We start from the raw sequence: 25408 nt of genomic DNA, 5'->3' as shown, positions 1-25408 counted from the left end.
CCATCAGGCCGCGTCCTTCTTGTTCGACTGGAACCCGTAATCGCGTTCGGCCGCTTCCTCGCTGACGAAACCGAGTGCCACGTCACGTTCGATGGCTGCCCGATCGCGCTCCGCCGGATCGCCGTAACCGCCGCCGCCCGGCGTCTCGAGCCTGACCTTCTGGCCGCGCTTCAGCTTGATGCCGACCATCTTGGACGCCATGGGCGGGGTCTTCTCGCCATCGGTCTGCTCGTAGCTGAAGCGGTTCAGCGCCGCATCGCCGCCGCCGACGACGCCTTTCGGCGCAAAGCGACCGCGCTCGCCGAACAGGAAAACGTCGGCTTCTTCCTCCAGGAGTTCCAGCTCATAAACGGCGCCGAGTCCACCGCGGCTCTTGCCGGCTCCGCCGGAATCTTGGCGCAGCCCCCATTGCGTGAACATGACGGGATAGGCCGCCTCAAGGATCTCGAGCGGCGGGATCGTTGCCGTCGAAATCGGCGCATTGCCGTGGTTCAGCCCATCACCTTCCGGATGGCCACCATGGCCGCCACCGAAGAACGAGAACATGACCCAGCGTTTCTTGTCCGGACCACGATAGCCGGCGAGCGACAGTGCGTTGATCGTGCCGTAAGCGCAGCCATTGGACCGCTCAGGCGCAATGGTCGCGATTGCCTGAAAGACCACGTCGATCAGGCGCAGGATCGTTTCGGTGTAGCCGCCGACGGGCTTCGGCGCGCGGACCGAAAGCAGGCTGTCCTCGGGGATCACGAACTCGACCGGCTCGAGCACGCCGGCATTGGCCGGTACATCGCCGAAAATATGCTTGAGCGCCACATAGCAGGCGGCAATGGTGGTGGCGCGCGAGATGTTGACGGGGCCGGCACAGGCTGGAGACGAGCGCGAGAAATCCATCACCATGCGTTCGCCTTCGATCTTGAGATCGAGCGCGATGCGCAGTGGTTCGTCGACAATGCCGTCATTATCGAGAAAATCCTCAGCCGAGACGGTGCCCTGCGGAAGTGCCTTGATCTCTGCCCGCATGAGTTGGGCTGCGCGCGCCTTCAGTTCTCCGAGCGCCGCCTCGACTGTGCCGTCGCCATAGTCGGCAAGAAGCTCCTCCATGCGCTTGACGCCGAGATCGAGCGCGTTGATCTGGCCGTTGAGATCGCCGAACAGCGAGTTGGGCAGGCGTGAATTCGACGACAGGATATCGATCACGTCCTGACGCAGTTCGCCACGGTCGTAGAGCTTGACCGGCGGGATCAGCATCCCCTCCTGGAAGCTTTCCGTCGCGACCGGATTGTAGTTGCCCGGCACGTTGCCGCCCACATCGTGCCAATGGCCGACCGAGGCGAGGTAGCAGAATACCTTGCCATCGCGGAATAAGGGACGCACCAACCTGAAATCGGACAAATGCGTGCCGCCGGCATAGGGGTCGTTGAAGATCCAGACGTCGCCGTCCTTGGGGCCACCGGATTTCGCTGACTTCTCGATGACCGCCTTTACCGCAAAGGCCATGACACCGACGAAGATGGGCAGTCCGGACTTTCCCTGTACCAGAGTGTCTCCGGTGACCGCATCATAGATGCCGTGCGAGGCATCGTGGGCCTCGGCGATGATGGGGTTGAACGCAGAGCGGAACAGCGTCGCATCCATCTCGTCGGCGATCTGTTCAAGCCGTCCCTTGAGGATGGCGAGAAGAACGGGATCGATCATGGTTCGAACCTCTTTTCGTCATAGGCTGCACCCGCAGCCAGCATTTCGTCGGTTCCCACAACGGCATTGATGCCGGCGAAGTCGTACATGTGCTGCTTGAACGGCGCGTTGGATCCGTGCGCCAGCAAGCTCTCGAAATAGGCGCGCATCGTGCGTGCCACCGCGCGGGTAAGCCCGCCGGGGAAGATGACGAGCGAAAAGCCGATTGCTTCCAGGTCGTTGGCTGTCAGCGTCGGCGTCTTTCCGCCTTCGACCATGTTCGCCATCAGCGGAACCCGTGAGCCAAGGGTGGACACGATGGACTCCATCTCGTCGACCGACCTCGGTGCCTCCACGAAGACGACATCGGCACCCGCTTCCGCATAGGCCGCGCCGCGGTCGAGCCCAGCCTGGAACCCATCGACACCGATCGCGTCGGTGCGCGCGATAACGACAAAATGCTCGTCCTGACGTGCATCGGCCGCAGCCTTGATCTTGCCGACCATCTCGCCGGTGGACACCAGCGATTTGCCGTTCAGATGCCCGCACCGCTTGGGCATCGTCTGGTCCTCAATCTGGATTGCGGCAGCGCCCATGCGTTCGAACATGCGCACCGTGCGCTGCACATTCAGTGCATTGCCGAAGCCTGTGTCGCCATCGACGATCAGCGGCAGCGAAACCCGCTCGCAGATGGCGCCGACCGCATCGGCCACCTCACTGACCGAAACGAGCCCGATATCGGGTCGACCAAAACGGGTGTAGGCGAGCGAAGCGCCCGACAGATAGATCGCCTCGGCACCGCACTGTTCAGCGACGAGCGCTGACAATCCATCATAGATGCCTGGAGCGACGACGATGCGCTGCTCTGCGAGGCGCGCTTTGAGGCGCGTCATGTTGCAGTCTCCTTCGGGCTGGCGCTTGCGGCGAACCGCTTTTCGAGATGAGGAACGAGGCCGCCATCGGCGATCATGTCCAGGAGGAAATCGGGCAGCGGCTCGAGCGCGATCCGCCCGGTTTGCGTGACAAGAGCTGCGCCGTCGATATCGATTTCGACCGGGTCGCCGGGACGAAGCATGGAGGTGTCTCCAGCCGAGACGAACACTGGAAGGCCGAGATTGATCGCGTTGCGATAAAAGATGCCGGCGAAGGATCGCGCAACGACTGCGCCAATGCCGAGATGGCGGAGTGCCTGCGCGGCTTGCTCCCTGGACGATCCCATACCGAAATTCTTGCCAGCGACGACGATGTCGCCCGGCTGCACGGATGACGCGAAGTCCGGGTCCACAGCCTCGAGGCAATGGGCGGCGAGCGCCTCGATGCCGCCGCCCATGTACTGGCCGGGGGCAAGCGCGTCGGTGTCGATGTCATCGCCTAAAACGAAGGCACGGTGACTGGGGAAAACCATCGTCATGCTCCGATATCGCGCGGATCGACGATCCGCCCCGCGAGAGCGGATGCGGCGACCGTATAGGGTGAGCCGAGATAGACCTTCGATGAATGTGCGCCCATGCGGCCGCGGAAATTGCGCGCCGTTGTCGAGATGCAGGTCACGTCCTCGCCGAGACGCGCGGAGCCATAGCCGGCGCAGATACCGCACGCATTCGGCAGCACTTTTGCACCGGCATCTTCGAGCACTTTCATGATGCCTTCGTCGGCGGCGCGATCCTGATCGCGCTTCGAGGACGGTGCGACGAGAAGCTCGACGCCCTTTGCAAGCGTGCGCCCGCGAATGATCTCGGCTGCCGCCTTGAGGTCGGCATATTTCGCCCCGGTACAGGCTCCGATATAGGCGACGTCGATGTCCGTCGGCTCATATGCATCGATGGGGGCCGAATTGGCGGGAGAATGGGGCGCGGCAACCTGGGGCACGAGTGTCTCCGCATCGAACCGGTGAAGCTCGTCCGGAACCGCATCAATATCCGGTTGCCAGTGCGCCGGATCGGGCAAATCGGTCGCGCCATGCTCGGCTAGCCACGCCATCGTCGTTTGATCAGGAGCAATCAGACCCGCCTGGGCCCCCAGTTCGGCGGCCATGTTGGAGAGCGTCATCCGCTCCTGCATGCCAAGCCCGCGGACAGTATCGCCGGCATATTCGATGGCCTGATAGCGTCCACCATCCATGCCAAGCCGGCCACACATCGCAAGCAGCATGTCCTTGGCCATCAAGCGCGGCCCGAGCGTTCCGGACCACTCGATGCGGATCGTCTCTGGAACTTTGATCCAGATTTCGCCTGTTGCCAGCACACCTGCCATCTCTGTCGCGCCGATACCGAACATGTAGGCACCGAAGGCGCCACCGGTCGGCGAGTGGCTGTCACCGCCGACGACGAACATGCCGGGCTTCAGATGCCCTCTCTCAGGTAGCACGACGTGGCAAATGCCTTCGCCATCATAGAAGGTCACGCCCTTCTCGGCTGCCCAGCGGCGGGTCAGTTGCAGGATTGCAGCCCCCTCTTCCGTGTCACCCGGCACGTAATGGTCGGAGACGAGGACGACCTTGTCCTTGTCGTGAAGGCCGACGCCAAGACGCTTGAGGATCGGCTCGACCCGGCGCGGCCCGCCGGAATCGTGGATCATGGCGAGATCGACCCGAGCGGTCACCACATCGCCCACTGCGACATGGCTGCGTCCGGATGCACGCGCAATGATCTTCTGTGCAAGACTTTGAGGCATCGCTCAGATCCCCAGATAGGAGCGCTGGAGGTCTGGATCGTCCATCAGTTCGCGCGCCGAGCCGGAAAGGCTGATCGCGCCGTTCTCGAGCACAAACCCATGATCTGCGATTTCGAGCGACTGAACGACGTTCTGCTCGACGAGCAGGATCGTCAGACCCTCTTCGTTCAGGCGCTTGATGAGATTGAACATCTCTTCGACGAGAAGCGGAGACAGTCCAAGAGATGGCTCGTCGAGGATGAGCAATTCCGGCTCCGCCATCATGCCGCGGCCGATCGCCAGCATCTGTTGTTCGCCACCCGAAAGCGTGCCTGCTTTCTGGGAGAAGCGTTCCTTAAGCCGCGGGAAGACGCCGACCACCTTATCGATATTTGTGTCGCGATTGGCGCGTCCACGGCGATAGCTGCCAAGCACGAGGTTCTCGTGGACCGTCATGTTCGGGAAGATCAAGCGCCCTTCCGGCACAAGGCTGAGCCCTGCATCCACTGCAGCCTCCGCCCGTCCGCCGGGGAGTTTGCTTCCCTTGAAGACGACGTCGCCGTACCAGGGTTTGATCAGACCCGACACAACGGCATTGAATGTCGTCTTGCCCACACCGTTCGACCCGAGCAGCGCGACGATCTGCCCTTTGCGGATCTCGATATCGATGCCGCGCAGGACCTCTACTGCGCCATAGCCGGCTCGAAGCCCCTTGACGCTGAGAACGGTCGAGGCCGTTGGCAACGGCCGTTCAACGATTGCAGCGTCAGGCATGAGCCGGCTCCCTCTTTGCCTGGGCGCTGAGCCGCGCGGCCATGCCTGGGCCGAGATAGGCTTCGATGACGGCCTTGTCCGCCGCGACCGCGCGCGGCGGTCCCTCCGCAATCAGCCGTCCCTGGTTAAGCACCCAGGTGTATTCGGAAAGCTGCATCACGGCCTGCATGACGTGTTCGATCAGCAAGATGGTCACGCCGCTGTCGCGCACCGCGCGAATGACGGGGATGACGTCGCGGATCTCGCTCGGATTGAGACCGGCAAGCACTTCGTCGAAAAGAACGAGCTTTGGATCTGTTGCGAGCGCACGAGCGACTTCGAGCCGCTTGCGACCAGCAACCGTGAGGCTTGCTGCGTCCATATCGAGCCTGTCGCCGAGCCCGACCTTTTCGGCCACTTCGGCGGCGCGATCCAGCGCGTCGCGGCGCGAGGCATGGCGAAGATGCGCGCCGACAGCGATGTTCTCACGCACTGTCTGGCCTGCGAAGGGCTGCACGATCTGGAATGTGCGCACCATGCCGGCCTGCGCGATATCGCTCGGCTTGGCACCCATGATGTTCTTGCCGTCGAACTGGACCGTGCCGCCGTCAGGGCGGTGAAAACCGGTAATCAATGCAAAGAACGTCGTCTTGCCGGCGCCATTGGGTCCGATGAGCGAGACGAGGCTGCCCTGCTTCACCGAGAGCGACACGCCATCAACGGCTTTCAATCCACCGAAGGACTTGGTGATCCCGTCGACCTCAAGCATCGGCTGCCCTCCGCGATCCGAAAAGTCCACCGATGCGACCGAAGATGCTGATCAGGCCGCGCGGCAGGAACATGACGACGAGAATGAGCAGCAGGCCATAGATCGCGAGCGCGATCCCCGGCACGTCGCCGACGAAGTGACGGGTCGTCTCCGCAAGCAGATGAGTAACGGCCGCACCGATGAGCGGGCCGAACAGGGTCCCCATGCCGCCGATGATCGGCACCAGCAGGGATTCGATCGACACGGCTGAGCCATACGCAATCGCGGGATCGAGATAGAGATAGAACTGGGCGTAGAAGACGCCCGCGAGGCCGGAGAAGAAGCCGGACAGGGCCGCGGCCTTCATCTTGGTCGCGAAGACATCGACCCCGAGCGCGCGTGCCGCGTCTTCATTGTCGCGCACGGCCTGTAGCCATGCGCCGAAGCGCGAGCGTCCGAGCCACCACACGGTGAGGAAGCAGGCGAGACAGAGAGCCCAGATCAGCCAGAAATAGCCGACATTGTTGGCAAACTGCATGTTGGCCGGATCGCGGCTGAGCGGGATCAGAATGCCGACCCCTCCCCCCGTGAACGAGACGGAATTCGACAGGATGCGCAGCACCTCGGCAAAAGCGAGCGTCACCAGCGCGAAATAGGAGCCGCGTAGACCGTAACGGAAGCTCGCAAAGCCGATGAAGAGCGCAACGCCCATGGCGAGCAGCCCGCCGATGAAGAGCCCGATCCAGGGATTGATGCCGTATTGCAGCTGCAGGACGGCGACGGAATAGGCGCCCGTACCGAAGAAGGCTGCATGGCCGAAGGAGAACTGGCCACCATAGCCACCGAGGATGTTCCAGGCTTGGCCGAGCAGCGCGACGTAGAGGATCAGGATGACGGTGTTGAGCGTCGATTCCCGCGTGATCAGGAAAGGCGCCGTGCCGATGATGGCGAAGACGATGAGGAGCGTCAGAAGTTGATTGCGATTGATCATGCCGCCTTACGCCTTGTGTCCGAGAAGCCCGGTGGGGCGGAAGAGAAGGATGAGGATGAAGATGGCGAAGATGCCGAACTGGCCGAGGCTATCCCCCAGGAAGAGACCACCCATCGCTTCGACGACGCCGATGATGAGACCACCGATCATGGCCCCGACGAAGGATCCCATGCCGCCGAGCACCACTGTCGTGAAGGCGATCAGCACGAAGCCGTAACCGACCTGCGGGTTCACGTAGTAGCTCGGCATCAAAAGGCAGGCGGCGACGCCGAGGCAGCCGATGCCGATGCCGAAGCTCATGGCGAAGACATGGTCGACATTGATGCCGACGAGGCGCGCGCCCTTGCGCTCCTTGGCAAGTGCACGGATGGCTCGACCGAGGTCGGTCTTGGACATGAAGGCCCAAAGGAGACCGGCCGTGATGAGGGCGCCGAAGAAGGCGATCACCTTCGGCAACGGAAGAAAGGCACCGGCGAATTCCACCACTTCGAAGGAATACGGCGTGTCCACCGTCCGTGTGTCGGAGCGGAAGAAATAGAGCGACATGTTCTCGATGATAATCGAGAGCCCGAGCGTCACCAGAAGGATGTTTTCGTCTCGACCGTGGCTCGCCTTCCCGATAATGCCGCGCTGCAGGCCGTAACCGATCACGAACATCGCCGGCGGCACGATCAGGAGCGCCCAGTAGGGATCGATCCCAAAGATCTGGTTCAAGAAGAAAACGCCGAAAAGTGCCAGCATCAAAAGCGCGCCATGCGCGAAATTGATGATGTGGAGAACGCCGTAGATCAGCGTGAGGCCAAGCGCGACGAGCGCGTAGAGCGCGCCCGTCGTGAGGCCGTTGATCAGCGATGGAATCAGAATGACCGGATCGACCATGACACCTTTCCAGTGCGTGGAGGATGAGCGGGAGATGGTCGCGGGACGGCGCTACCGCCCCGCAATATCGGCGAATTGGCCTCAGCCAGCCGAAGGCATCGGGAAGACTGCTTCCGCCGAGGCGAACTCGGCCGGCAGGACGACCTCGATCTTGCCGTTCTGTACCTGCGTGTTCACCGCCTGCGCGCCCTGGTTTTGGCCGTTGACGATCTCCGTGGGGCCATAGGGCATGCCATGATTGTCCCAGGTCGAGCCGTTCAGCGCCTCGATGACCGCTTCTTTTTCAGTCGAGCCCGCACGCTCGATCGCGTCCGCCAGGAAGGCGACTGCGTTGTAAGCGCAGAACACTTCGTAGGTGTAGAAGAGGTTCTTGGCCTCGGCAGCTGCACGGCGCTGCAGTGCCACTTCCGAGTTCGGATCGTACCAGTGGTTGCAATCCATGATGAACTCTGCCGCTTCCGGAAATTCCTGGACAAACTGCACGTTGGAGGCTGCGCCGCCCAGAACTGAATAGATGCCCTTGGCCTCGATGCGCTGCTGGCGAAGCGTACGCGCGAGGAGCACGTACTCGTTGTAGTAGTTCGCCGGGATGATGAGATCGGGCTGCAGCGAACGCAGCTGCAGCGCGATGTTGGTGAAGTCGCGCGTCGGATTGGCGTGCCGGATGACGGACAGGACTTCGATGCCGATCTTCGGCAGCTCCTCACTCATCAGATTGGCGGTGCCGGTGCCGAAGAGCGATTCTTCGTGAATGATGACCGCCGTCTTCGCGGGGCTGTTTGCCGCCTTGTTGATCTCATCCAGGCGGGCGACGGCCGACTGCGCCACGGCGCCGTAGCCGGGCGCAAAGCGGAAGGTGTTCGTCAGGCCGCGATTGACGATATCGTCGGCGACGCCGACGTCCACCACATGCGGCGTGTTCGTCTTGGCGGCTTCCTGCGTGGTGGCGAGCGAGATGGCAGAGGAAAAGCCCGCAACGATGCCGGCTGCGCCGCCTTCGATCAGGCGCGCGGTCTCCGATGCGCCGAGTTCCGGCCGGCCCTGACTGTCGGCGAGCATCGCTTCGAGCTGCGCGCCGCCGAGCGACTGGATGCCACCTGCCGCATTGATGTCGGCGATGGCCATTTCGGCGCCCGCGCGACACTGGGTGCCCGAAAAGGCAATGAACCCGGTAACGGGATGCACGAGGCCGATGCGGACCGGGTCAGGTGCCTGCGCGCGCAGCACGGCCGGAAACCCCGTGACGCCGGCGGCAAGGGCCGCTGCGCCCGATCCCGCAATGAAGGTGCGGCGCTTGATGCTGAATGGTGTCGTCTTGGTCATGGTTGTTGTCCTCTCTGGCAGGTTTGCTTCTCATCAGCCCCGGTTGTTTTTATTGTGTGGGGCGATCTCGGGCGGCATGTTCGGCGTCTCCGACTGCCAATGCATGCCTTCGCGCTTGTGAACGCGCTTCAGGTTCATTTCGAACTGATACTTGTCCGGCCGGTAAAGCACGCGGATGTATTCAACTGGCCGGGCGCGCGTGTCTCGCACCACACGCTTGACATCGATAAGCGCTGATCCGGCATGGATTGAAAGCGCGCTTGCGATATCAGGCTCGGCCAGCGCAGCTGAAACTGTCTGGCGCGCATCTGCCACCTTCACGCCGGAGCGCTCCAGAAGGGTAAGCAGCGCGAAATTTCCCATCTCGTCGCGATCAAACGAGCGCCCGATATCCTCGGGAACGAATGTCAGGAGGTGCGACATCGGCTCGCCGTCGAGATAGCGCACGCGCACCGTCCGCTGCACGGTCGTTCCCGCCGGAATTGACAGCGCCTGCGCCACATCGGGACTGGCAGGCACATAGTCGAATTCCAGGACCGCGACGTCGGTCGCAACCCCCATCAGCGATATGTTCTCGAACCACCCCTCGACCGACGTTTTCAGCGTCGGTGGTGGCGGCGTATCGGACACGCGAGTCCCACGTCCACGCTCGCGCACGACCAGACCCGCATCGGCCAGTTCATTGAGTGCGCGCTTGGCGGTGATCCGGGAGACATTGAAGAGCTCGGCCAGCTCCTGCTCGCCCGGCAGCACAGCGCCGAGCTGAAGCTCGCCGGAAAAGATTTGATTGCGCAGGATGACGAGGATCTGGTGGTAGAGCGGCACACGCGAGGCCGGGTCGATGCGCGAGCGGCGGGACGACCCTGTCGCCGGCTGCCGCCCATGTGCCTCATCGATCTCTGTGCGACTGACCACCGAAAGACCATCCCCGCTGCTGTCGTTGACTATTGATATAACAATATATCATTATGACAAGCATCAAAATTTCGTCGGGAGCCAATTTTCATGCCGATTGTTCGCACGACGCTGATACGGGGGTATTCTGAAGAGGTCCGGGTGAGGCTCGCCGAGCGGCTGACGGATGCCGTCGCCGCCACGCTGAAGGCGCCGCTGGATGCAGTCACCGTGGCGTTCGATGAGGTCGACGCAACGAACTACATGCGCGGCCGAGTGCCCAGAACGCCCGGTGAAGCACTGCGCCCGGCAAGCGACATCGTCCTTCAGTTCCTTCGTCTCATGGAGGACCGCGATCTCGAAGCCGCACGCAGCCATGTCCATCCGGATTTCACGATGGTCTTTCCGGGCCCCCGCAATGGCACCGCGTTGACCAAGCTCGAAGAGCTCGTCGCATTTGCGGCACCTCGCTACCGCTTTGTGCGCAAGACGATCGAGACCGTCGACGAGAGCTATCGCGGCACCATCACGACCGTCTTCGTTACCGGAACGCTGAACGGCGAACGCCTCGACGGCAGCCCTTTTGAGGGAGCCCGTTTCATCGATCGCTTCGAGGTCGAGGCAGAACGCATCCGCCGGCAAGACGTCTGGAACGATCTATCCCTTACCTTGGCGAGCGCCCCGTAAGCCGCGGGCCGCTGACCGAATAGCTGTCGTCTTGGGCGATTCTGTGCGAGTGGTGTCCAACCTTCCTGGGGCTTCAATCTACCACTCAAGCCGGCGGCAGAGGCCGCCAGCCCTACTCGCCCTCATCGAGCGCTATAAGATCGATCGGCGTGATGCAGCCGTCGTCGCGAGCGGCGTCTTGGAGATGCAGGGCTGGACGCGATCAGGGAGCCGCAGGCGCAACTTTTTTATGTCGCAGCAGCATGCCAAACAGGTCACGAGGTTCGTCCGGATCGGCCAGCAGGTCGAGGTCGATGCTGAAGGCCGTGTCGGTGAGGCAGTCCCTCACGTAGCGCAGTGCCGAGAAATCCTCGACGGCGAAACCCACGCTGTCGAACAGCGTGATCTGATGACTGTCCGCCCGCCCCGGCGCCTCGCCGCGTATGACCTTCCAGAGTTCCTGAACCGAATGCTCGGCCGGCAATTGCTGAATTTCGCCTTCGATGCGCGTCTGGGGCTCGAATTCGACGAAAATGCCCGCGCGCAGCAGAATATCGCGATGCAGTTCGGTCTTGCCCGGGCAGTCGCCGCCGACCGCGTTGATATGCACGCCGGAGCCGATCATGTTGTCGGTCAGGATCGTGGCGTTCTGCTTGTCGGCGGTGACGGTGGTGATGACGTCGACGCCCTGCACGGCTGCCTCTGCAGACCCGCAAGGTTCAAGCGTCAGGCCGGAGCCGGCAAGGTTCGTCATGGCCTTCTTCGTGGCCTCCGGATCGATGTCGAACAGGCGCACGCTCTCGATGCCGAGCAGCGCCTTGAAGGCAAGCGCTTGGAACTCGCACTGGGCCCCATTGCCGATGATCGCCATGGCACGCGATCCCTTCGGCGCCAGATAGCGTGCTGCGAGGGCCGACATCGCAGCCGTTCGAAGCGCCGTCAGGATGGTCATTTCGCTGAGCAGAACCGGATAGCCATTGCCCACATCCGACAGGACGCCAAAGGCCGTGACTGTTTGGCGCCCTTCCCGCGTGTTCTTCGGATGACCATTGACGTATTTGAAGCCGTAATGGGCGCCATCCGACGTCGGCATCAGTTCGATCACGCCTTCAGCCGAATGCGAGGCCACGCGCGGCGTCTTGTCGAACATGTCCCAGCGGCGGAAATCCTCTTCGATGTAGCCTGCCAACTCGACCATGAAGCGCTCGACGCCCTTCGCCAGCACGATCGACATCATATGATCGACGCTGACGAACGGTACGATATTGAGTTTGGGGATCATCGAAAGCTCCTTGTCGGTCGGTCGAGAATGCGGCGGCCCATCAGGCTGGCGACGAGATCGACAAGCAGGCTCGCGGTGCGCCCGCGCTCATCGAGAAACGGGTTGAGTTCGACGAGGTCGAGGCTTTCGACCAGGCCGCTGTCGTGAAGCATCTCCATGACGAGATGCGCCTCGCGAAACGTGGCGCCGCCGGGCACCGTCGTGCCCACGGCCGGCGCGAATTCCGGATCGAGGAAATCGACGTCGAAGCTGACATGCAGCCGGCCGTTTGCCGCGGCGACCTTCTCCAGAAACGCGCCGAGCAGAGGCGCGACACCCTGCTCGTCCAGCGCCCGCATGTCGTGGACGGTGATCGGCAGGTCGGCCAATGCGCTGCGCTCGGCAGGATCGACGCTGCGAATACCGAGCATGCACACATTGGCTGGATCGACCTGAGCCTCAAGCGTCGGCAAGTCCGTCCCAAAGCCCGGCTGGCCCGTGAAATAGGCGACGGGAATGCCGTGAAGGTTGCCGCTGTCGGTCGTTTCCAGCGTGTGGAAATCCGTATGGGCATCCAGCCAGAGCACGAAGAGCGGGCGCCCCTGCTCGCTCGCCCGGCGCGCAAGGCCGGCAACGGTGCCAGCGGACAGAACGTGGTCGCCACCGAGAAAAATTGGCATGGCGCCATCGCTGTGGGCATAGGCGGTCTCGGCCAACCGTTCCACCCATAAGGCGACCTTGCCGAGGTCATGGACCGCACCATTGGGATGGCGGCGGTCCGGCGCGTCTTCGACACGAATGTCGCCGAAGTCATTCACATCATGACCAAGCTCGCGGAGCGTCGGTCCGATCCCCGCAGTTCGAAGCGCGCTCGGCCCCATCTCACATCCAAGGCGAGAGGCGCCATCCTGCACCGGTACGCCGATCAACGTGCACTTCATTCGTCTGCCCCTGGCCCATCTTGCGATCAGTGGACCATCGACGCCTGGCAAGGTGAACAGGCCAATTTGTCGGATCGGAAACCTATACAGCGCAAAACGGCAGTGCTAATCACCGTTATGGACATAAGCGATCTCGACACCCGACTGATCACCCTGCTGCGGCACGACGCCCGCCGAAGCCTTTCCGATCTCGCTGTCGATCTCGGCGTTTCGCGCGCCACGGTCCGCAACCGGATCGAGCGCCTCGAGCGCGCGCGGATCATTCTCGGCTACACCGTCATCCTGCAGTCCGACGTCGTCGAGGTGCCGGTCCGCGGCATCACGATGATCGAAATCGAGGGTCACGTGACGGAGCGGGTGATCCGCGCGCTGGGAGGCTTTCCCGAAGTATCGGCGATCCACACCACCAACGGGCGATGGGACCTGATCGTCGAGCTGGCCACATCGAGCCTCGGGGAATTCGATTCCGTCCTGCGTCGTATCCGGCTCGTGCCCGGCATCACCGCGAGTGAAACGAGCCTTTTGCTTTCGACGCCACGCAGTGCCCGCGCGCGCCTCTGACGTGACGCGGCTCAATCGGCAATTGCGGACTGGGACACATGCTTGATACGAGAGGCATCATTGTATCGCCCAAGGTGAGACGACGATGCGCATTCGGCACGAATCTGTGATGGCCTCAAGCAGCCTGTGCGGCCAGGAAGCCCTGGAGCCGTTCGGTGCGGGGTTGGCGCAGCACCTCGCGCGGGTCGCCTTCTTCGGCAATCACGCCCTTGTCTAGGAAGATCACCCTGTTCGAGACATCGCGGGCGAAGTTCATCTCATGCGTGACGACGATCATGGTGCGCCCTTCTTCTGCAAGGTTGCGCATGACGCGCAGCACTTCGCCTACGAGTTCGGGATCGAGTGCGCTGGTCGGCTCGTCGAAAAGCATCAACTCCGGCTCCATCGCCAGCGCCCGGGCAATCGCCACGCGCTGCTGTTCGCCACCGGACAGAAAGCCCGGATAGGCATCGCGGCGGTGAGCAACGCCGACGCGCGTCAGATAATGATCAGCACGCTCGCCCGCCTCGCTGCGCGACCGGCCATGCACGCGGATCGGCCCAAGCATGACATTTTCACGGGCCGTCATGTGCGACCACAGGTTGAACTGCTGAAACACCATGGTGACCCGCGAACGAAAAGCCCGGAGCTCTGTTTCCTCGGCCACGATCTGGTCGCCATTTCGGTCGCGCTTGCAGGCAAGCGGCTTGCCAGCAAAGGCGATCTGCCCTTCCGTCGGGTGTTCGAGAAAATTGAGGCAGCGCAGGAATGTGCTCTTGCCCGAACCGGATGCACCGATCATCGAGATCACGTCGCCTTTTTCAGCCTTGAGGTCGATGCCACGCAGCACGTCGTGCGCGCCGAAGCGCTTGCGGATGTCTGTGGCTTCCAGGAGAACCGGCATGACGGGATCCTTCACGGGCTGAGGAGTGGGCCGTGACGAAAGGCGGCGGTGCCTGCGATCTTGCCGAGACGCTTGCCCACCTCGGCAATGCGGGTGGCAGGACGGGCATAGAAGATGCCCGATGTGGAGGCTGCGACGGACGTGACCTGTCCTGAGACAAGATCGATAATTTCGGCAACCACATCGCCGGGCGCCACATGGGTTCCAAGTTCGACAGCATAGGACAGAAGCCCCGCAACCGGCGCGCTCAGTGCTTCGGAACCGGCAAGCGGCGTCGGCTCGCAGAGGGCCTCAGGCAGGTCGATCGCACCTTCGATCACGCCCAGGTGGACGAGATAATCGAGGATCGCGGCCGCGTCCTTGCTACCAAGAGTGCGTGATACATCGGAGCGGCCGCGCAGTTCCACCGTGCAGGTGGCGCAGCCGAGCGGTATCGGCCGGCCGCTGAAACGGGCAGCAAGCGCAGCCCATGGGCCGCCGAGCGCCTCGTCGAACGGGTTGCCACCGGAAATTTCGGCAACGAGAACGGCGCGGCAGCCAAGAAGTGCTGCAAGCGGCGCCAGCCGTTCAACGGCGGCCGGCTGGGTGTAGAGATGCATCTCTGCCTCACCGTCGCAATGCAGGTCGAGCACGACATCCGCCGCGAGCGCGAGACCCATTAAATGGTGTCGCAGCGTATCGGCAGGGCCGATGGGCCGTTTTTCGGCCAGGGCGGCAACCAGCGCCTCGCGAATGAGCCTGACATTTTCAGCACCATTGTCGCCGAGCCGGCTGGCAACGCGTCTCGCCACCTCTTCCGTCAGGTCCGGATAGTCGCGATTGAAATTGCGTCCGTCATAAAGATCGAAACGGCCGGAATGGTCGCCGTGGAGGAACTGGCTGAGTCCGAGCGGATTGGCAAAGGGTACGACCGTCACATGGCCGCGAAGTCGGGCTTCAGCTTCTGCCTGCGTCAGAAAGTCGGCCAAGATCCGGGCGGTCATCATGCCTGGCCCCTCATCGGCGTGGAGACCACCTTGTATATGCACATGCGGCCGGGCTGCGGGATCGCCGAAGCTCAAATTGAGCACTTCATGGCGGCTACCAGGCCCGCGACCGGCAAAGGTGAAACTCTTTTCAAGCACGGACATTTTGAATTCCGGTTTGCTGCGCAGCGACGGTAGTAGCGCTGGAACGCGGATCAAGATGGCGCAGGAAGTGGCGTTCGAGCGCGCGGAAGATCAAGGTGATCGTGACTGTGAGGGCGAGATAGAAGACGGCGGCCATGCCGAAGCTTTCCGGAAGAACGAGATAGTTGGTGTAAACATCGCGGCCGACCCGCAGGATCTCGACGATGGTGACGGTGCTGGCAAGCGCTGTCGCATGCATCAGCTGGACGACCTCGTTGCCGTATTGCGGCAGCGCGCGGCGCCAGGCGCCCGGCCAGAATACATCACGAAAGACCTGCGCGCGGCTCAGCCCCATCGCACGCGCCGCCTCAATCTCGCCCGAGGGTGTTGTGCGGATAGCGCCAGCAAATATCTCGGTCGTGTAGGCGGTCGTATTCAGCGTGAAGGCGAGCCAGGCGCAGAACCACGGATCGCGCAGCAGTGGCCACAGCGTGCTGTTGCGGATCAGGCCGAATTGCGGGAGGCCGTAATAGATGATGAAGAGCTGGACGAGCAGCGGCGTGCCGCGGATCACATAGGTGAAGCCGAAGACCGGCCACCTTGCTAGTCTGCTATGCGCGGAACGAGCGACGGCCAGCGGCACGGCGAGCACAAGTCCCGCTAGGGCGGACGTGACGAGCAGGACGAGGGTCATCTGCAGGCCAGAGAAAAAGGCCGGCAACATTTCGACGACGAGCGACCAGTTGATCATCGTGCGGCCTCCGCCCTGATGCCGCGAGACATGCGTCGGTTTAGAGCGCCCAGCGTCACGATCGAGACGGTGGTGACTGCGAGATAAATCAGTCCGATCAGCGCATAAAAGGTAAAGGGCTCGCGCGTTGCGGCAGAAGCAAGCGAGGCGCGATGGACCATGTCATCCAGGCCGATGATGGAAATCAAAGCCGTCGCTTTCAGAAGAACCAGCCAATTGTTGGTGAAGCCGGGGATTGCATGGCGAACCATTTGCGGGATGACGATATCGCGCATCACCTGAAGGCGCGAAAGCCCCATAGCATGGCCAGCCTCCATCTGCCCGCGCGGGATGGCCAGCATCGCGCCGCGGAAAGTTTCCGTCAGATAGGCGCCGAAGACAAAGCCGAGAGTGACCGTTCCCGCGGCAAACGCGTCGATGTCGATGTAGCCCAAACCCTGCGCTTGAGTGAACCTGTTGAGCAGGATTTGACCGCCGTAAAACACAATCAGCATGAGAAGCAGATCTGGCAGCGCTCGAATGACGGTCGTGTAGGCGCCAGCGGTATGACGCAGCACGGGCGAGGAGGACAACTTGGCGCTCGCTCCGAGCATGCCAAAGACTGTGGCTATGCAAAGCGACACGAAAGCAATCGAGAGGGTGACCCTCAAACCGTCCAAGATCATCGGCAGATAGCCCTGAAACATCGCCTGCTCTCAAACTGTGCGTCAACGCATGTTTCTGAAGTGCCTCGCCCGTGAACCGGGCGGGGCAGCTTTCTGTTGCCTGCTCAGTCGCGGGCGTGGGGCGGCGTGATGTCAAAATCGAAATAAGTGGCCGCCATCTTGTCGTAGGTGCCATCTTCCATGATCTCGACCAGCGCCTCGTTCACCCGGGTGCGCAGTTCCTCGTCACCCTTTCGAAACGCGATGCCAACGCCGCCATCGACGCTGTCGGTCAGGGTGATCGTTTCACCGACCTGCGCGAAGCCTTTCCCCTCGGGCTGGTTCAGGAACGCCTCACCGGAAACGACGGACGAGCCGAATGCGATATCACCACGACCGGCGGCAAGTTCCAGATAGACGGCCGGTTCACGGTCGACCGCCAAAATTTCGCTCTCGGGATAGGTGGCCTCCAGATATTTCGCGCGCGGGCTGTTGCGCAGCACGATGATCGTCTTGCCAGCCAGTTCTTCGGGGCTGTAGCCTTCGAAGGCGCCTTCGGCGGCGACGAAGCGCGAGGGTACATCATAGTACGGATCGGAAAAATCGACCGCCTGCTTACGCTCGTCGGTGATCGTCATCGACGCGACGATCATGTCGAACTTGTTGGCGGACAATGCCGGGATCATTCCATCCCATTCCTGCTGCACCAGCGTGCATTCCACTTCCATCCGCTCACAGATGACGTTGGCGATATCGATGTCGAAACCGGATAGCGTGCCATCTGGGGCGACTTGGCTGAACGGTGGGTAGTTGCCTTCGACGCCGATGCGGACGACATCTTGAGCAAGTGCGGAAGTCGAGAACATCGCGGCTATGGACAGCGCTGCGAAAATGGTGCGCATGACTAAACTCCTGTGGCAGGCCGACCCCGGCCGCTTGATGTGACGGATTAACTTTCATATGTTTGCAAAATGAAAATCAATCCGTCAACAACTCAATCAGGCTGGGCCGCCGGCGCTGTGCGCAATTTCGCCGACAGCCCCCTCGGTCAAGAGGTCCTGACGCAATTGCGCGAGGGGTCGCGTTCCAAGCGGGCGCTGTCGGAATTCGTTCTGCGCGACCCTGTTTTTGTCGCTACGCATGGTATCGAAGACGTGTCACGCGTCTCTGGGATCTCACCGAGCACCATCAGCCGCTATGTCCGCGATCTTGGCCTCGACAATTACTCCGCCTTTCGCGCTGGCGTCGCCGGTACGGTGCACGCGCTCATTGCGCCGGTCACCAAACTGGAGAGCCGCTTGGCGGAGGGCGAGACCGGCGCGTCGCCGATCAAGGCGTCCTTTATGGCCGCAGCGTCCCAGCTCGAAGCGCTCGGTGATCCGGTCACGGGCGAAGCCGTGCAGACGGCAACAAAAATGCTGCGCGAGGCACGCCAGGTTTGGGTGATGGGTTTCGGGCTTTCAGCCCACCTAGCCGCAATCCTGACGCTGGGTCTCCAACCATATCGCGAAGGGGTCGTCAACGTCGTGCAGTATGGCGGCACGGAAGTTGCCGCTGGCCGGCTGATGTCGGCAGGCGAAGGCGACCTTGTCGTCGCTATTTCCTTCCCGCGATATTCGAAGGATGTCACGGATCTCGCGCGTATTGCCGGCTCGAATGGTGCGAAGCTGATCGCACTCACCGATTCACCTGCAGCACCGTTGGCACAGGTTTGCCATCATCTGATGCTCGCCCCGGCCCAACACCCCATCCTGTCGTCCTCTTGCCTTCCGGGTCTTGCGACCATCGAGGCTCTGCTTTCGGACTTTCTCTTGTCCGATCCCGCACACGTCAAACGCGCTGGTCGCCTCGCAGCGATCATGTCGGCCTATCTTGCCGACGACTCAGATTAGGCATGACGGGGCATTTGGCGAGATCGTATGCGAAGCAAACCAGCGATCGCCGAACATCACTTATTGAGCTTGCTGCGAGGCTGGCCTGATGGCCGCTGAAAAGGAAAGAAGATGACCAATTCGGACCGAATCTGGGATCTGGTGGACGCGCGGTCTGAGGCTTACACCGCCTTGAGCGACCGCATCTGGGCCATGCCGGAAATTGCCTACGCCGAGTTTCTCTCCTGCGCCGAGCATCAAGCAATGTTGAAGGAAGAAGGCTTTCGGATCTCAGAGCAGCTGGCGGGCATTCCCACAGCCGTGATGGGTGAAGCGGGCAATGGCGGGCCGGTGATTGCCTTTCTGGGCGAGTATGATGCGCTGCCCGGTTTGAGTCAGGAAGCGGACATTGCCGAACCGAGGCCCCTGCCCGGCACCGGCTACGGCCATGGATGCGGCCACAACCTTCTCGGCGCCGCAGCCCTTCTCGCGGCCGCGGCGCTCAAAGATTATCTGACGGAGAACGACCTTCCCGGCACTGTGCGATACTATGGATGCCCGGCAGAGGAAGGCGGAGCCGCCAAGGCCTTTATGGTGCGAGAAGGTGCCTTTGACGACGTCGATATCGCGCTGACCTGGCATCCAGCCTCGCTGACGCGAGTGGACGACATGCAGTCGCTCGCCAACACGCGCATCGACTTCACCTTCAGAGGCCGGTCGAGCCATGCGGCGGCAGCCCCTCATCTCGGGCGGTCGGCCCTCGACGCCGTTGAACTCATGAATGTGGGCGTCAACTATATGCGCGAGCACATGCCATCATCGGCCCGCATCCACTACGCAATGATAGATGCCGGTGGCATCGCGCCGAACGTCGTGCAGGGCAAGGCGACGGTTCGCTACGCCGTGCGCGCACGCGATGTGCATGGCATGCTGGTGCTCAACGAGCGGGTCATCAAGGTTGCAAGAGGGGCGGCGATGATGACCGAAACGGATGTCGAGTTCCGGGTCCTCAGCGCCGTCTCCAATCTGCTGGCCAACCCGCCGCTCGACGAAGCCATGCAGGCCAATCTGGAGCGGCTCGGCCCGGTCGCCTTCAATGACGCCGACCGCGACTTCGCTGCCAGAATACAGGCGACGCTGAGCGAAGACGACATTGCCAGCGACTACCGACGTTGCGGGATCGAACCGAAGCCTGGCCAGGCACTTTGCGATTTCATCATCCCTTTTCGCCAAGCTGGAGAGGCAATGATCGGATCTACCGATGTCGGGGATGTGAGCTGGGTGATTCCAACAGCACAAGCGCGTGTTGCCACCCACGCGATCGGAACCCCGGGCCATTCGTGGCAGATCACGGCTCAGGGAAAGGCGGCAGCTGCGCATAAAGGTCTGGTTCATGCCGCGAAAGTGATGGCCTCGACAGCGGTTGACGTGATCCGTAATCCGCGTCTTATCGAAGCCGCCAAGGCCGAGCTCAAGGCGCGGACGCAACATCGGCCCTATATCTGCCCGATTCCGCCGCAGGTGAAGGCACCCGTCTTACCGCAGCAGCCGTAGCGCAAACGCTGACAGGGCTGCGTCAGAGTGTTGTCAGCGGCGGTGCAGGTCCCGCCGAGATCGTGGCACCACATACTGGCCGACGCCACCCGCCGGCCAATGGTTTCGGCCGGCCCTCCTAGGCGCCGTCATCATTGGCGCAAAGGCTGGCGGCTGCCAATCGGATATTGTCAACGCGTTGCAGACGATGTCCTCGGCGCAGAACAAGATCGCTCCCTTGCGCGGTGATGTCATTTGAACGCAACGGCTCGTGTGAACGGATGCCAGCAACTGTCGATGTGTTGAACGTTTATCCGCTCTTGGCATGTTGCACTTCGTCTTCGGGGCCGCAGGCCGCTGCTAAGATCAGCCTCAGCTCAACGGCAGCTATTCGGGCTTCGGGCCGGAAACCGGAGAGATGGTGAGGAATCTCAAAGCGCTCTGTTGAGAATTTGATTTGGATCAATGTCTCTCCAGCGTTCAGGCTTTATCTACGAGAACCAACATCAACAATTGTCGTCAGCAATGTTCACCAGGCGCAGGCATATCGAGCCAACTCGTTTATCTGAGGAAGGTCTCTTCCACGTCACCGACGTCGTCATACTTGTTGCGGCCGTTGCCTTGATAGCAGGCGTTTCAATTTCGCTTCTCGGCGTCTTTTAGCCCTCTGTAACGGCTGCAGCGACTGCGGCTCGTTATCGGCACGATAATCTCTCCCCCGAACGGCACGCCCGCTTCTACAATCGCTAGCAATTACGCTTCACGCCACGATCGGGCCTTTTCACGGCTCAAATTGGATCTTCTGGCGTATCATCGATGAGGATGCGCTCGGCGGCGCCGTCGGGATCGTCGTACTGTCCGCTGCGGAGCGCCCACTGAAACGCGATGAGCCCGATGCCGCCGAGAAACAGCGCCACCGGGATGAGGTAGACAAGCATGGTCACGCGAGCGCCTCCCGTTGGATTGCCTGTCCAGCAGACACGACTGGGCGCTTGGCGGTGAAGCCGAGCCGCAGCGCGTTGGCGATGACTACGAGCGATGAGGCCGACATGGCGATTGCTGCAATGAGCGGCGTGGCGTGGCCGAGGACGGCGATGGGCACGGCGACGACATTGTAGGCGATCGCGAAGCCAATGTTCTGCCGCACCAGCCTGTTTGCCTGAAGCGCAATCGAGCGGGCAAAGGGTACCGCGTCAAGACTGCCCTTCATGAAGACGAAATCGGCAGCGGCGCGGCCGATATCGGCCGCCTCTGAGGGTGCGATCGAGACATGGGCGGCCGCGAGTGCAGGAGCGTCGTTGATGCCGTCGCCGACCATCAGGACCTTGCGGCCCTCTCGTTCCAGTGCCGCGATCCGCTGTAGCTTGTCGGAGGGCAGCATGCCCGCGTGCCAAGCCGCGATGCCGACGACTTCCGCCACCTTGCGACAGGCGTCTCCCGTGTCGCCCGATAGCATTTCGACGGGGCCGACGGAAGCGAGAGCTGCAACGGCTTGCGCCGCACCGGGGCGCAGGCGATCCTCGAAGCTGAAACGCGCTTTCTCGATCCCGTCGAGCGTCAGAACGGTTCCCGACCCCGCACCGTCGCGCCCGGCCCAGGCGGCGCGGCCAAGGCGCCAGACCCCGTCGGCGTCGTGGCCTTCGATGCCGTCTCCAGGCACCTCTCGAATATCGGTCAGAGTGCCGCCCCAGTCGTCACCTACCGCCCCGGCGATGGCGCGCGAGGCCGGATGGCGCGACTGACGCGCAAGCGCTGCGGCCCGCTCTAGCATTGCCGGCTTCATTGCATCGGCATTCGTCAGCCGCATTTCGCCAAGCGTCAGCGTGCCTGTCTTGTCAAAAATCACATGATCCGCCTCGGCAAGCCGCTCCATGGCCGAGCCATCCTTGACCATAATGCCCGCCTCGAAAAGCCGGCGCGCCGCGACGACCTGAACGATCGGAACTGCGAGCCCGAGCGCGCAGGGGCAGGTGATGATGAGAACGGCGATCGCGATCGTCATCGCGCGATGCCAGTCGCCGCTGACTGCCATCCAGCCGAGAAAGGTCAGGAGCGCGCCCAAATGCACGACGGGCGCGTAGAGCGCCGACACGCGCTCGGCAATGCGGCGATAGCCGGCGCGGCCGCCTTCGGCCGTTTCCAGCATGCGCAGCATGTCGGCGAGGAAAGAGTCCGATGCTCTGCGCTCAGCCACCAGTGACAGGGGTCCGGTGACGTTGAGTGCACCGGCGCGAACGCTCGCACCGCCTTCGACGCGGATGGGCCGGCTTTCGCCCGTGACCAGCGCCATGTCGACATCGGAAGCGCCCGTTTCGATCCGTCCGTCGACCGGAATGCGCTCGCCGGCAGCGATCAAGAGCCGCATGCCCGATTCGATCTCGCTGACCGGCCGGTATCGACGCTCGCCGTCGGGTTCGATCACCAGCGCGCCGCGCGGCGCGATGCGGGCGAGGTTGCGAACCGCTGTCCGAGCACGGTTGCGCATGACGTGGTCGAGCGTGCGGCCGATAAGAAGGAAGAAGAGCAGCGAGACGGAGGCGTCGAAATAGGCATGCGGGCCGTGCGTGATCGTCTCGTAGAGGCTCATCGCATAGGCGAGGCTGACGCCGACAGCGATGGGAACGTCCATGTTCATGCGCCCATGCGACAGCGCATTCCAGGCAGAGCGGAAATAAATGCCGCCCGCATAGATCAGCGCCGGCAGGGCGATCAGCGCAGAGACGAAGTGGAACAGGTCTCGGGTCGCGCCTTCGGCACCCGACCATACGGATACCGACAAGAGCATGATGTTGCCGGCGGCAAAGCCCGAAATGCCGACCGCGCGCAGCAGGCGTGAGAGTTCAGCGTCGCCGTCTTCGGCGACGTCTTCGGCCAGATGCGCCGGATAGCCGGCCGTGGCGAGCCTATGGGTCACCGGTGGCACGGTTCCCTCCTCGAAGCGGACTGAGACGCGTTTGGTCGAGAGGTTGACGCGCGCATCCTCCACGCCGGGCAGCGATGCAAGTGCCTTCTCGACAGTTCGGATACAGGCGGCGCAATGGACGTTGGGAACCGACAGGTCGACCTGGCGCAGGCCGTTGCCAAGCGGGCGACTGACGAGGAGAAGCTCTTCGTCGGATGGGAGCGATTGTGACGGCAGCGTTTCCGCCCCCGGCGCGCAGCAGCTCATTTCAGCCTCCCGTCGCTCAGGATGATGCGTCGCGTCTCCCGCCAGGCCCGGCCGTCAATGGTGACGGCGTCGATCTCGACGACCCAGAGGCCATCGCGCAGCCTTGCCGCGCCGACCATTCCGCGGGCGCCAGGAACGAGCGGGGTGGTGGTGTCGTGCGCTTCGGTCGCCGGATTGCGGAAGACGAGTTCGGCGGCCGATAGCGGAATCGGCGCCGCTCCGGCATCTGCGAGGCGCAGCGAGACCGTGCCATCGTCTAGCGTCAGCGATGCGGTCCATCCGAGCGCAATCTGCTCGCGGGCCGCCTCGACCTTGCCGTTGAACTCCTGGCTCGCAATGTATGAATTGGGAACCACGAAACCCGTCCAGCTCGTCCCGGCCAATGTCGCCATGGTGACGTTCACGCCAATGATGACGCCGAAGAAGGCGAGCATGATGAGGAGCATATGGCGCCCGGTGAAGGTGCCCGTGCCTTGCCTTGTCGTCATGGCTGCGGTGCCTCGAAACTGGCAGTGTAAGAGTCGGCCTCGAAGCTTGACAAATCTTCGACGACGAAGCGGAAGGACTGGATGGAGCTGGCGATCGCTGCGGCGGGCTGGGCCACGAAGATTTTCAGCGTGCGCAGGCGGTCCGGCTCCAACGTGACCGCCAGCTTTCGCGATGCCGGCTCGTTGATTTCGACGGCACTCATGGCCGCATCCGGCAAGCCCTCAAGCGAGATCACGACGGCGCGCGGCTCAGGGATCTTGTTCAGGAGCTTGACGGTATAGCCGTTGCGGATCGCACCGTCGGATAACAGGACATATTGCGGGTTGCGATCGTGCAGCACGTTCACCTGAAGACGGTCGCGCGTCATCAAGCCGTAGAGAAGGGCAAGACCGACCAGCGACCAAGCCGCGAAGTAGACCATCGTCCTCGGCCGCACGATGCGGGTGAAGCGGACATTGGTGATCCCTGGGAGCAGGCGCCCATCCCTGCCGCGGATACGCTTCGGATCGATCGCGCTGGTTCCGCCTGCCGTCGCCAGCGCCATGTTCTGGTTGTAGTCGGCAAGCGTCGCGTAGGAGATCAGGCCGCGGTCGCGGTTGAGCTTGTCCATGACGCCATCGCAGGCATCGATGCAAAGAGCGCAGGTGATGCATTCGAGCTGCTGGCCGTCGCGAATGTCGATGCCCATAGGGCAGACGGCGACGCAGGCATTGCAGTCGACGCAATCGCCGACCGCTTCGCCGGCAGCCAGCACCTTCTTGGCGTGGCGCGAGCGCGGTTCGCCGCGCCAGTCATTGTAGGTGACGGTCAGCGAGTTTTCGTCGAGCATCGCCGCCTGGATGCGCGGCCAGGGGCACACATAGGTGCAGACCTGCTCGCGCATGAGCCCGCCGAAGACGTAGGTCGTGGCCGTCAGCACGGCGATGGTGATGTAGGCGATCGGCGCGGCCTGGGCGGTGAAGAGGCCGACGAACAAGCTCGGCGCATCGGCGAAGTAGAAGATCCAGGCGCCGCCGGTCGCGACTGCGATTAGGAGCCAGATGGCGTGCTTGGATACCCGCAAGGCAAGCTTGCGCGCATCATAAGGGCCGGCGTCGAGCTTGATGCGGGCATTGCGGTCTCCTTCGATGGCTCGCTCGACAACGAGGAACAGATCGACCCAGACCGTCTGCGGGCACGCGTAGCCGCACCAGGCGCGCCCGACAGCAGACGTGACGAGGAACAGGCCGAAGCCCGCCATGACCAGCAGCCCCGCCACGAGCCAGAATTCCTGCGGCCAGATCTCAATAAAGAAGAAGTAGAACCGTCGATTGGCCATATCGACCAGCACGGCCTGGTCGGGCGCGTGCGGGCCGCGGTCCCAGCGCAGCCAAGGCGTCACGTAATAGATCATGAGGGTGATCAGCATGACGCGCCACTTAAAGCGGCGGAACGTTCCCTCCGCACGCTTGGGGAAGATCTTGCGCCGCGGCGCGTAAAGCGGCTGGCGGATGCTCGCGGCGTTCACCGGCTCGGCCGTGTGCTGCTCGATGGCGTTCCGCTCGATCGACGTGTCGAATGCTGTCATGGGATGACGAGGCCCCTTGTTGCGATCATCCTTCGCACCGGTCCGGCTG

The 25408-nt window shown here is 62.6% G+C and carries 25 protein-coding genes; 4 read left to right on the top strand and 21 right to left on the bottom strand.

Annotated features, from left to right (window positions below; translation table 11 throughout):
* Positions 1-3: 3 nt before the first annotated feature.
* The 10 genes from QQL76_RS10475 to QQL76_RS10430 form a co-directional block, all read right to left on the bottom strand.
* Positions 4-1695 (bottom strand): hydantoinase B/oxoprolinase family protein, encoded by a 1692-nt coding sequence (locus tag QQL76_RS10475; RefSeq protein WP_499207591.1) that lies wholly within the window; start codon positions 1693-1695, stop codon positions 4-6.
* Positions 1692-2567, bottom strand: coding sequence for an isocitrate lyase/PEP mutase family protein (locus tag QQL76_RS10470; RefSeq protein ID WP_404861771.1), 876 nt, complete (start codon positions 2565-2567; stop codon positions 1692-1694). The genes QQL76_RS10475 and QQL76_RS10470 overlap by 4 nt, the downstream gene beginning before the upstream one ends.
* The gene (locus QQL76_RS10465) at positions 2564-3079 is read right to left on the bottom strand and encodes a LeuD/DmdB family oxidoreductase small subunit (RefSeq protein WP_404861770.1); all 516 of its coding nucleotides are present in this window, start codon (positions 3077-3079) and stop codon (positions 2564-2566) included. Before QQL76_RS10465 ends, QQL76_RS10470 begins: the two co-directional genes overlap by 4 nt.
* 2 nt (positions 3080-3081) lie before the next feature.
* Positions 3082-4347 carry a 3-isopropylmalate dehydratase large subunit gene (locus QQL76_RS10460; protein WP_499207590.1) on the bottom strand — a complete coding sequence of 422 codons (1266 nt, stop codon included), beginning with the start codon at positions 4345-4347 and terminating at the stop codon, positions 3082-3084.
* A 3-nt stretch (positions 4348-4350) separates the two neighbouring features.
* Complete coding sequence (locus QQL76_RS10455) at positions 4351-5100, bottom strand: ABC transporter ATP-binding protein (protein WP_499207589.1); 750 nt, start codon at positions 5098-5100, stop codon at positions 4351-4353.
* A complete protein-coding gene (locus tag QQL76_RS10450; protein ID WP_499207588.1) occupies positions 5093-5848 on the bottom strand; it encodes an ABC transporter ATP-binding protein in 756 nt (251 codons plus the stop codon). The genes QQL76_RS10455 and QQL76_RS10450 overlap by 8 nt, the downstream gene beginning before the upstream one ends.
* Positions 5841-6818 (bottom strand): branched-chain amino acid ABC transporter permease, encoded by a 978-nt coding sequence (locus QQL76_RS10445; RefSeq protein ID WP_499207587.1) that lies wholly within the window; start codon positions 6816-6818, stop codon positions 5841-5843. The genes QQL76_RS10450 and QQL76_RS10445 overlap by 8 nt, the downstream gene beginning before the upstream one ends.
* 6 nt (positions 6819-6824) lie before the next feature.
* The gene (locus QQL76_RS10440; protein ID WP_499207586.1) at positions 6825-7697 is read right to left on the bottom strand and encodes a branched-chain amino acid ABC transporter permease; all 873 of its coding nucleotides are present in this window, start codon (positions 7695-7697) and stop codon (positions 6825-6827) included.
* 81 nt (positions 7698-7778) lie between these two features.
* On the bottom strand, positions 7779-9020 hold the full coding sequence (locus QQL76_RS10435; protein ID WP_404861766.1) for an ABC transporter substrate-binding protein: 1242 nt from the start codon (positions 9018-9020) through the stop codon (positions 7779-7781).
* A 33-nt stretch (positions 9021-9053) separates the two neighbouring features.
* A complete protein-coding gene (locus QQL76_RS10430; RefSeq protein ID WP_499207585.1) occupies positions 9054-9935 on the bottom strand; it encodes a GntR family transcriptional regulator in 882 nt (293 codons plus the stop codon).
* Between the two features lie 90 nt (positions 9936-10025).
* On the opposite strand from QQL76_RS10430, the gene QQL76_RS10425 reads away from it, so the two are divergent.
* On the top strand, positions 10026-10601 hold the full coding sequence (locus QQL76_RS10425) for a tautomerase family protein (RefSeq protein WP_499207584.1): 576 nt from the start codon (positions 10026-10028) through the stop codon (positions 10599-10601).
* Between the two features lie 202 nt (positions 10602-10803).
* Here the strand turns inward: QQL76_RS10425 and ocd are convergent, their stop codons facing one another.
* The gene (gene ocd, locus QQL76_RS10420) at positions 10804-11862 is read right to left on the bottom strand and encodes an ornithine cyclodeaminase (protein ID WP_499207583.1); all 1059 of its coding nucleotides are present in this window, start codon (positions 11860-11862) and stop codon (positions 10804-10806) included.
* Positions 11859-12782: an arginase gene (rocF, locus tag QQL76_RS10415; protein ID WP_499207582.1), complete on the bottom strand. Its 924-nt coding sequence runs from the start codon at positions 12780-12782 to the stop codon at positions 11859-11861. Before rocF ends, ocd begins: the two co-directional genes overlap by 4 nt.
* A gap of 123 nt (positions 12783-12905) precedes the next feature.
* Here rocF and QQL76_RS10410 point away from each other — a divergent pair, with 123 nt between their 5' ends.
* Positions 12906-13343, top strand: a complete 438-nt coding sequence (locus QQL76_RS10410; protein WP_499208350.1) for an Lrp/AsnC family transcriptional regulator — start codon at positions 12906-12908, stop codon at positions 13341-13343.
* A gap of 115 nt (positions 13344-13458) precedes the next feature.
* Here QQL76_RS10410 and QQL76_RS10405 read toward each other — a convergent pair whose 3' ends face one another.
* From QQL76_RS10405 to QQL76_RS10385, 5 genes are all read right to left on the bottom strand, one after another.
* Positions 13459-14226: an ABC transporter ATP-binding protein gene (locus QQL76_RS10405; RefSeq protein ID WP_499207581.1), complete on the bottom strand. Its 768-nt coding sequence runs from the start codon at positions 14224-14226 to the stop codon at positions 13459-13461.
* An 11-nt stretch (positions 14227-14237) separates the two neighbouring features.
* On the bottom strand, positions 14238-15356 hold the full coding sequence (locus tag QQL76_RS10400) for a succinylglutamate desuccinylase/aspartoacylase family protein (RefSeq protein ID WP_499207580.1): 1119 nt from the start codon (positions 15354-15356) through the stop codon (positions 14238-14240).
* Positions 15343-16086, bottom strand: coding sequence for an ABC transporter permease (locus tag QQL76_RS10395; RefSeq protein WP_499207579.1), 744 nt, complete (start codon positions 16084-16086; stop codon positions 15343-15345). Before QQL76_RS10395 ends, QQL76_RS10400 begins: the two co-directional genes overlap by 14 nt.
* A complete protein-coding gene (locus QQL76_RS10390; protein WP_499207578.1) occupies positions 16083-16772 on the bottom strand; it encodes an ABC transporter permease in 690 nt (229 codons plus the stop codon). The genes QQL76_RS10395 and QQL76_RS10390 overlap by 4 nt, the downstream gene beginning before the upstream one ends.
* Before the next feature lie 83 nt (positions 16773-16855).
* Complete coding sequence (locus QQL76_RS10385; protein WP_499207577.1) at positions 16856-17632, bottom strand: type 2 periplasmic-binding domain-containing protein; 777 nt, start codon at positions 17630-17632, stop codon at positions 16856-16858.
* Between the two features lie 69 nt (positions 17633-17701).
* Here QQL76_RS10385 and QQL76_RS10380 point away from each other — a divergent pair, with 69 nt between their 5' ends.
* Positions 17702-18622, top strand: a complete 921-nt coding sequence (locus QQL76_RS10380; protein ID WP_499207576.1) for a MurR/RpiR family transcriptional regulator — start codon at positions 17702-17704, stop codon at positions 18620-18622.
* 111 nt (positions 18623-18733) lie between these two features.
* Entirely contained in the window at positions 18734-20155 is a 1422-nt protein-coding gene (locus tag QQL76_RS10375; RefSeq protein ID WP_499207575.1) for a M20 family metallopeptidase, read from the top strand.
* Positions 20156-20922: 767 nt separating this feature from the next.
* On the opposite strand, the gene ccoS is transcribed toward QQL76_RS10375, so the two are convergent.
* From ccoS to ccoG, 4 genes are read right to left on the bottom strand one after another with little or no spacing between them, the layout of a single operon-like run.
* Entirely contained in the window at positions 20923-21078 is a 156-nt protein-coding gene (ccoS, locus tag QQL76_RS10370) for a cbb3-type cytochrome oxidase assembly protein CcoS (RefSeq protein WP_126011282.1), read from the bottom strand.
* On the bottom strand, positions 21075-23303 hold the full coding sequence (locus tag QQL76_RS10365) for a heavy metal translocating P-type ATPase (protein ID WP_499207574.1): 2229 nt from the start codon (positions 23301-23303) through the stop codon (positions 21075-21077). The genes ccoS and QQL76_RS10365 overlap by 4 nt, the downstream gene beginning before the upstream one ends.
* A complete protein-coding gene (locus tag QQL76_RS10360) occupies positions 23300-23791 on the bottom strand; it encodes a FixH family protein (RefSeq protein ID WP_499207573.1) in 492 nt (163 codons plus the stop codon). Before QQL76_RS10360 ends, QQL76_RS10365 begins: the two co-directional genes overlap by 4 nt.
* Entirely contained in the window at positions 23788-25359 is a 1572-nt protein-coding gene (gene ccoG, locus QQL76_RS10355; RefSeq protein WP_499207572.1) for an RdxA/RdxB/FixG family protein, read from the bottom strand. The genes QQL76_RS10360 and ccoG overlap by 4 nt, the downstream gene beginning before the upstream one ends.
* Positions 25360-25408: the final 49 nt, after the last annotated feature.

Source organism: Rhizobium albus, assembly GCA_030160035.1.
Taxonomy (GTDB): Bacteria; Pseudomonadota; Alphaproteobacteria; order Rhizobiales; family Rhizobiaceae; genus Georhizobium; species Georhizobium albus.
The sequence above is the reverse complement of the archived record's forward strand: the minus strand, read 5'-3'. Positions and strand labels throughout refer to the sequence as shown.

Coding starts and splice junctions, on each gene's coding strand:
- QQL76_RS10475 (WP_499207591.1), bottom strand. CDS start 1,695: ATGATCGATCCCGTTCTTCTCGCCATCCTCAAGGGACGGCTTGAACAG.
- QQL76_RS10470 (WP_404861771.1), bottom strand. CDS start 2,567: ATGACGCGCCTCAAAGCGCGCCTCGCAGAGCAGCGCATCGTCGTCGCT.
- QQL76_RS10465 (WP_404861770.1), bottom strand. CDS start 3,079: ATGGTTTTCCCCAGTCACCGTGCCTTCGTTTTAGGCGATGACATCGAC.
- QQL76_RS10460 (WP_499207590.1), bottom strand. CDS start 4,347: ATGCCTCAAAGTCTTGCACAGAAGATCATTGCGCGTGCATCCGGACGC.
- QQL76_RS10455 (WP_499207589.1), bottom strand. CDS start 5,100: ATGCCTGACGCTGCAATCGTTGAACGGCCGTTGCCAACGGCCTCGACC.
- QQL76_RS10450 (WP_499207588.1), bottom strand. CDS start 5,848: ATGCTTGAGGTCGACGGGATCACCAAGTCCTTCGGTGGATTGAAAGCC.
- QQL76_RS10445 (WP_499207587.1), bottom strand. CDS start 6,818: ATGATCAATCGCAATCAACTTCTGACGCTCCTCATCGTCTTCGCCATC.
- QQL76_RS10440 (WP_499207586.1), bottom strand. CDS start 7,697: ATGGTCGATCCGGTCATTCTGATTCCATCGCTGATCAACGGCCTCACG.
- QQL76_RS10435 (WP_404861766.1), bottom strand. CDS start 9,020: ATGACCAAGACGACACCATTCAGCATCAAGCGCCGCACCTTCATTGCG.
- QQL76_RS10425 (WP_499207584.1), top strand. CDS start 10,026: ATGCCGATTGTTCGCACGACGCTGATACGGGGGTATTCTGAAGAGGTC.
- ocd (WP_499207583.1), bottom strand. CDS start 11,862: ATGATCCCCAAACTCAATATCGTACCGTTCGTCAGCGTCGATCATATG.
- rocF (WP_499207582.1), bottom strand. CDS start 12,782: ATGAAGTGCACGTTGATCGGCGTACCGGTGCAGGATGGCGCCTCTCGC.
- QQL76_RS10405 (WP_499207581.1), bottom strand. CDS start 14,226: ATGCCGGTTCTCCTGGAAGCCACAGACATCCGCAAGCGCTTCGGCGCG.
- QQL76_RS10400 (WP_499207580.1), bottom strand. CDS start 15,356: ATGTCCGTGCTTGAAAAGAGTTTCACCTTTGCCGGTCGCGGGCCTGGT.
- QQL76_RS10395 (WP_499207579.1), bottom strand. CDS start 16,086: ATGATCAACTGGTCGCTCGTCGTCGAAATGTTGCCGGCCTTTTTCTCT.
- QQL76_RS10390 (WP_499207578.1), bottom strand. CDS start 16,772: ATGTTTCAGGGCTATCTGCCGATGATCTTGGACGGTTTGAGGGTCACC.
- QQL76_RS10385 (WP_499207577.1), bottom strand. CDS start 17,632: ATGCGCACCATTTTCGCAGCGCTGTCCATAGCCGCGATGTTCTCGACT.
- QQL76_RS10380 (WP_499207576.1), top strand. CDS start 17,702: ATGAAAATCAATCCGTCAACAACTCAATCAGGCTGGGCCGCCGGCGCT.
- QQL76_RS10375 (WP_499207575.1), top strand. CDS start 18,734: ATGACCAATTCGGACCGAATCTGGGATCTGGTGGACGCGCGGTCTGAG.
- QQL76_RS10365 (WP_499207574.1), bottom strand. CDS start 23,303: ATGAGCTGCTGCGCGCCGGGGGCGGAAACGCTGCCGTCACAATCGCTC.
- QQL76_RS10360 (WP_499207573.1), bottom strand. CDS start 23,791: ATGACGACAAGGCAAGGCACGGGCACCTTCACCGGGCGCCATATGCTC.
- ccoG (WP_499207572.1), bottom strand. CDS start 25,359: ATGACAGCATTCGACACGTCGATCGAGCGGAACGCCATCGAGCAGCAC.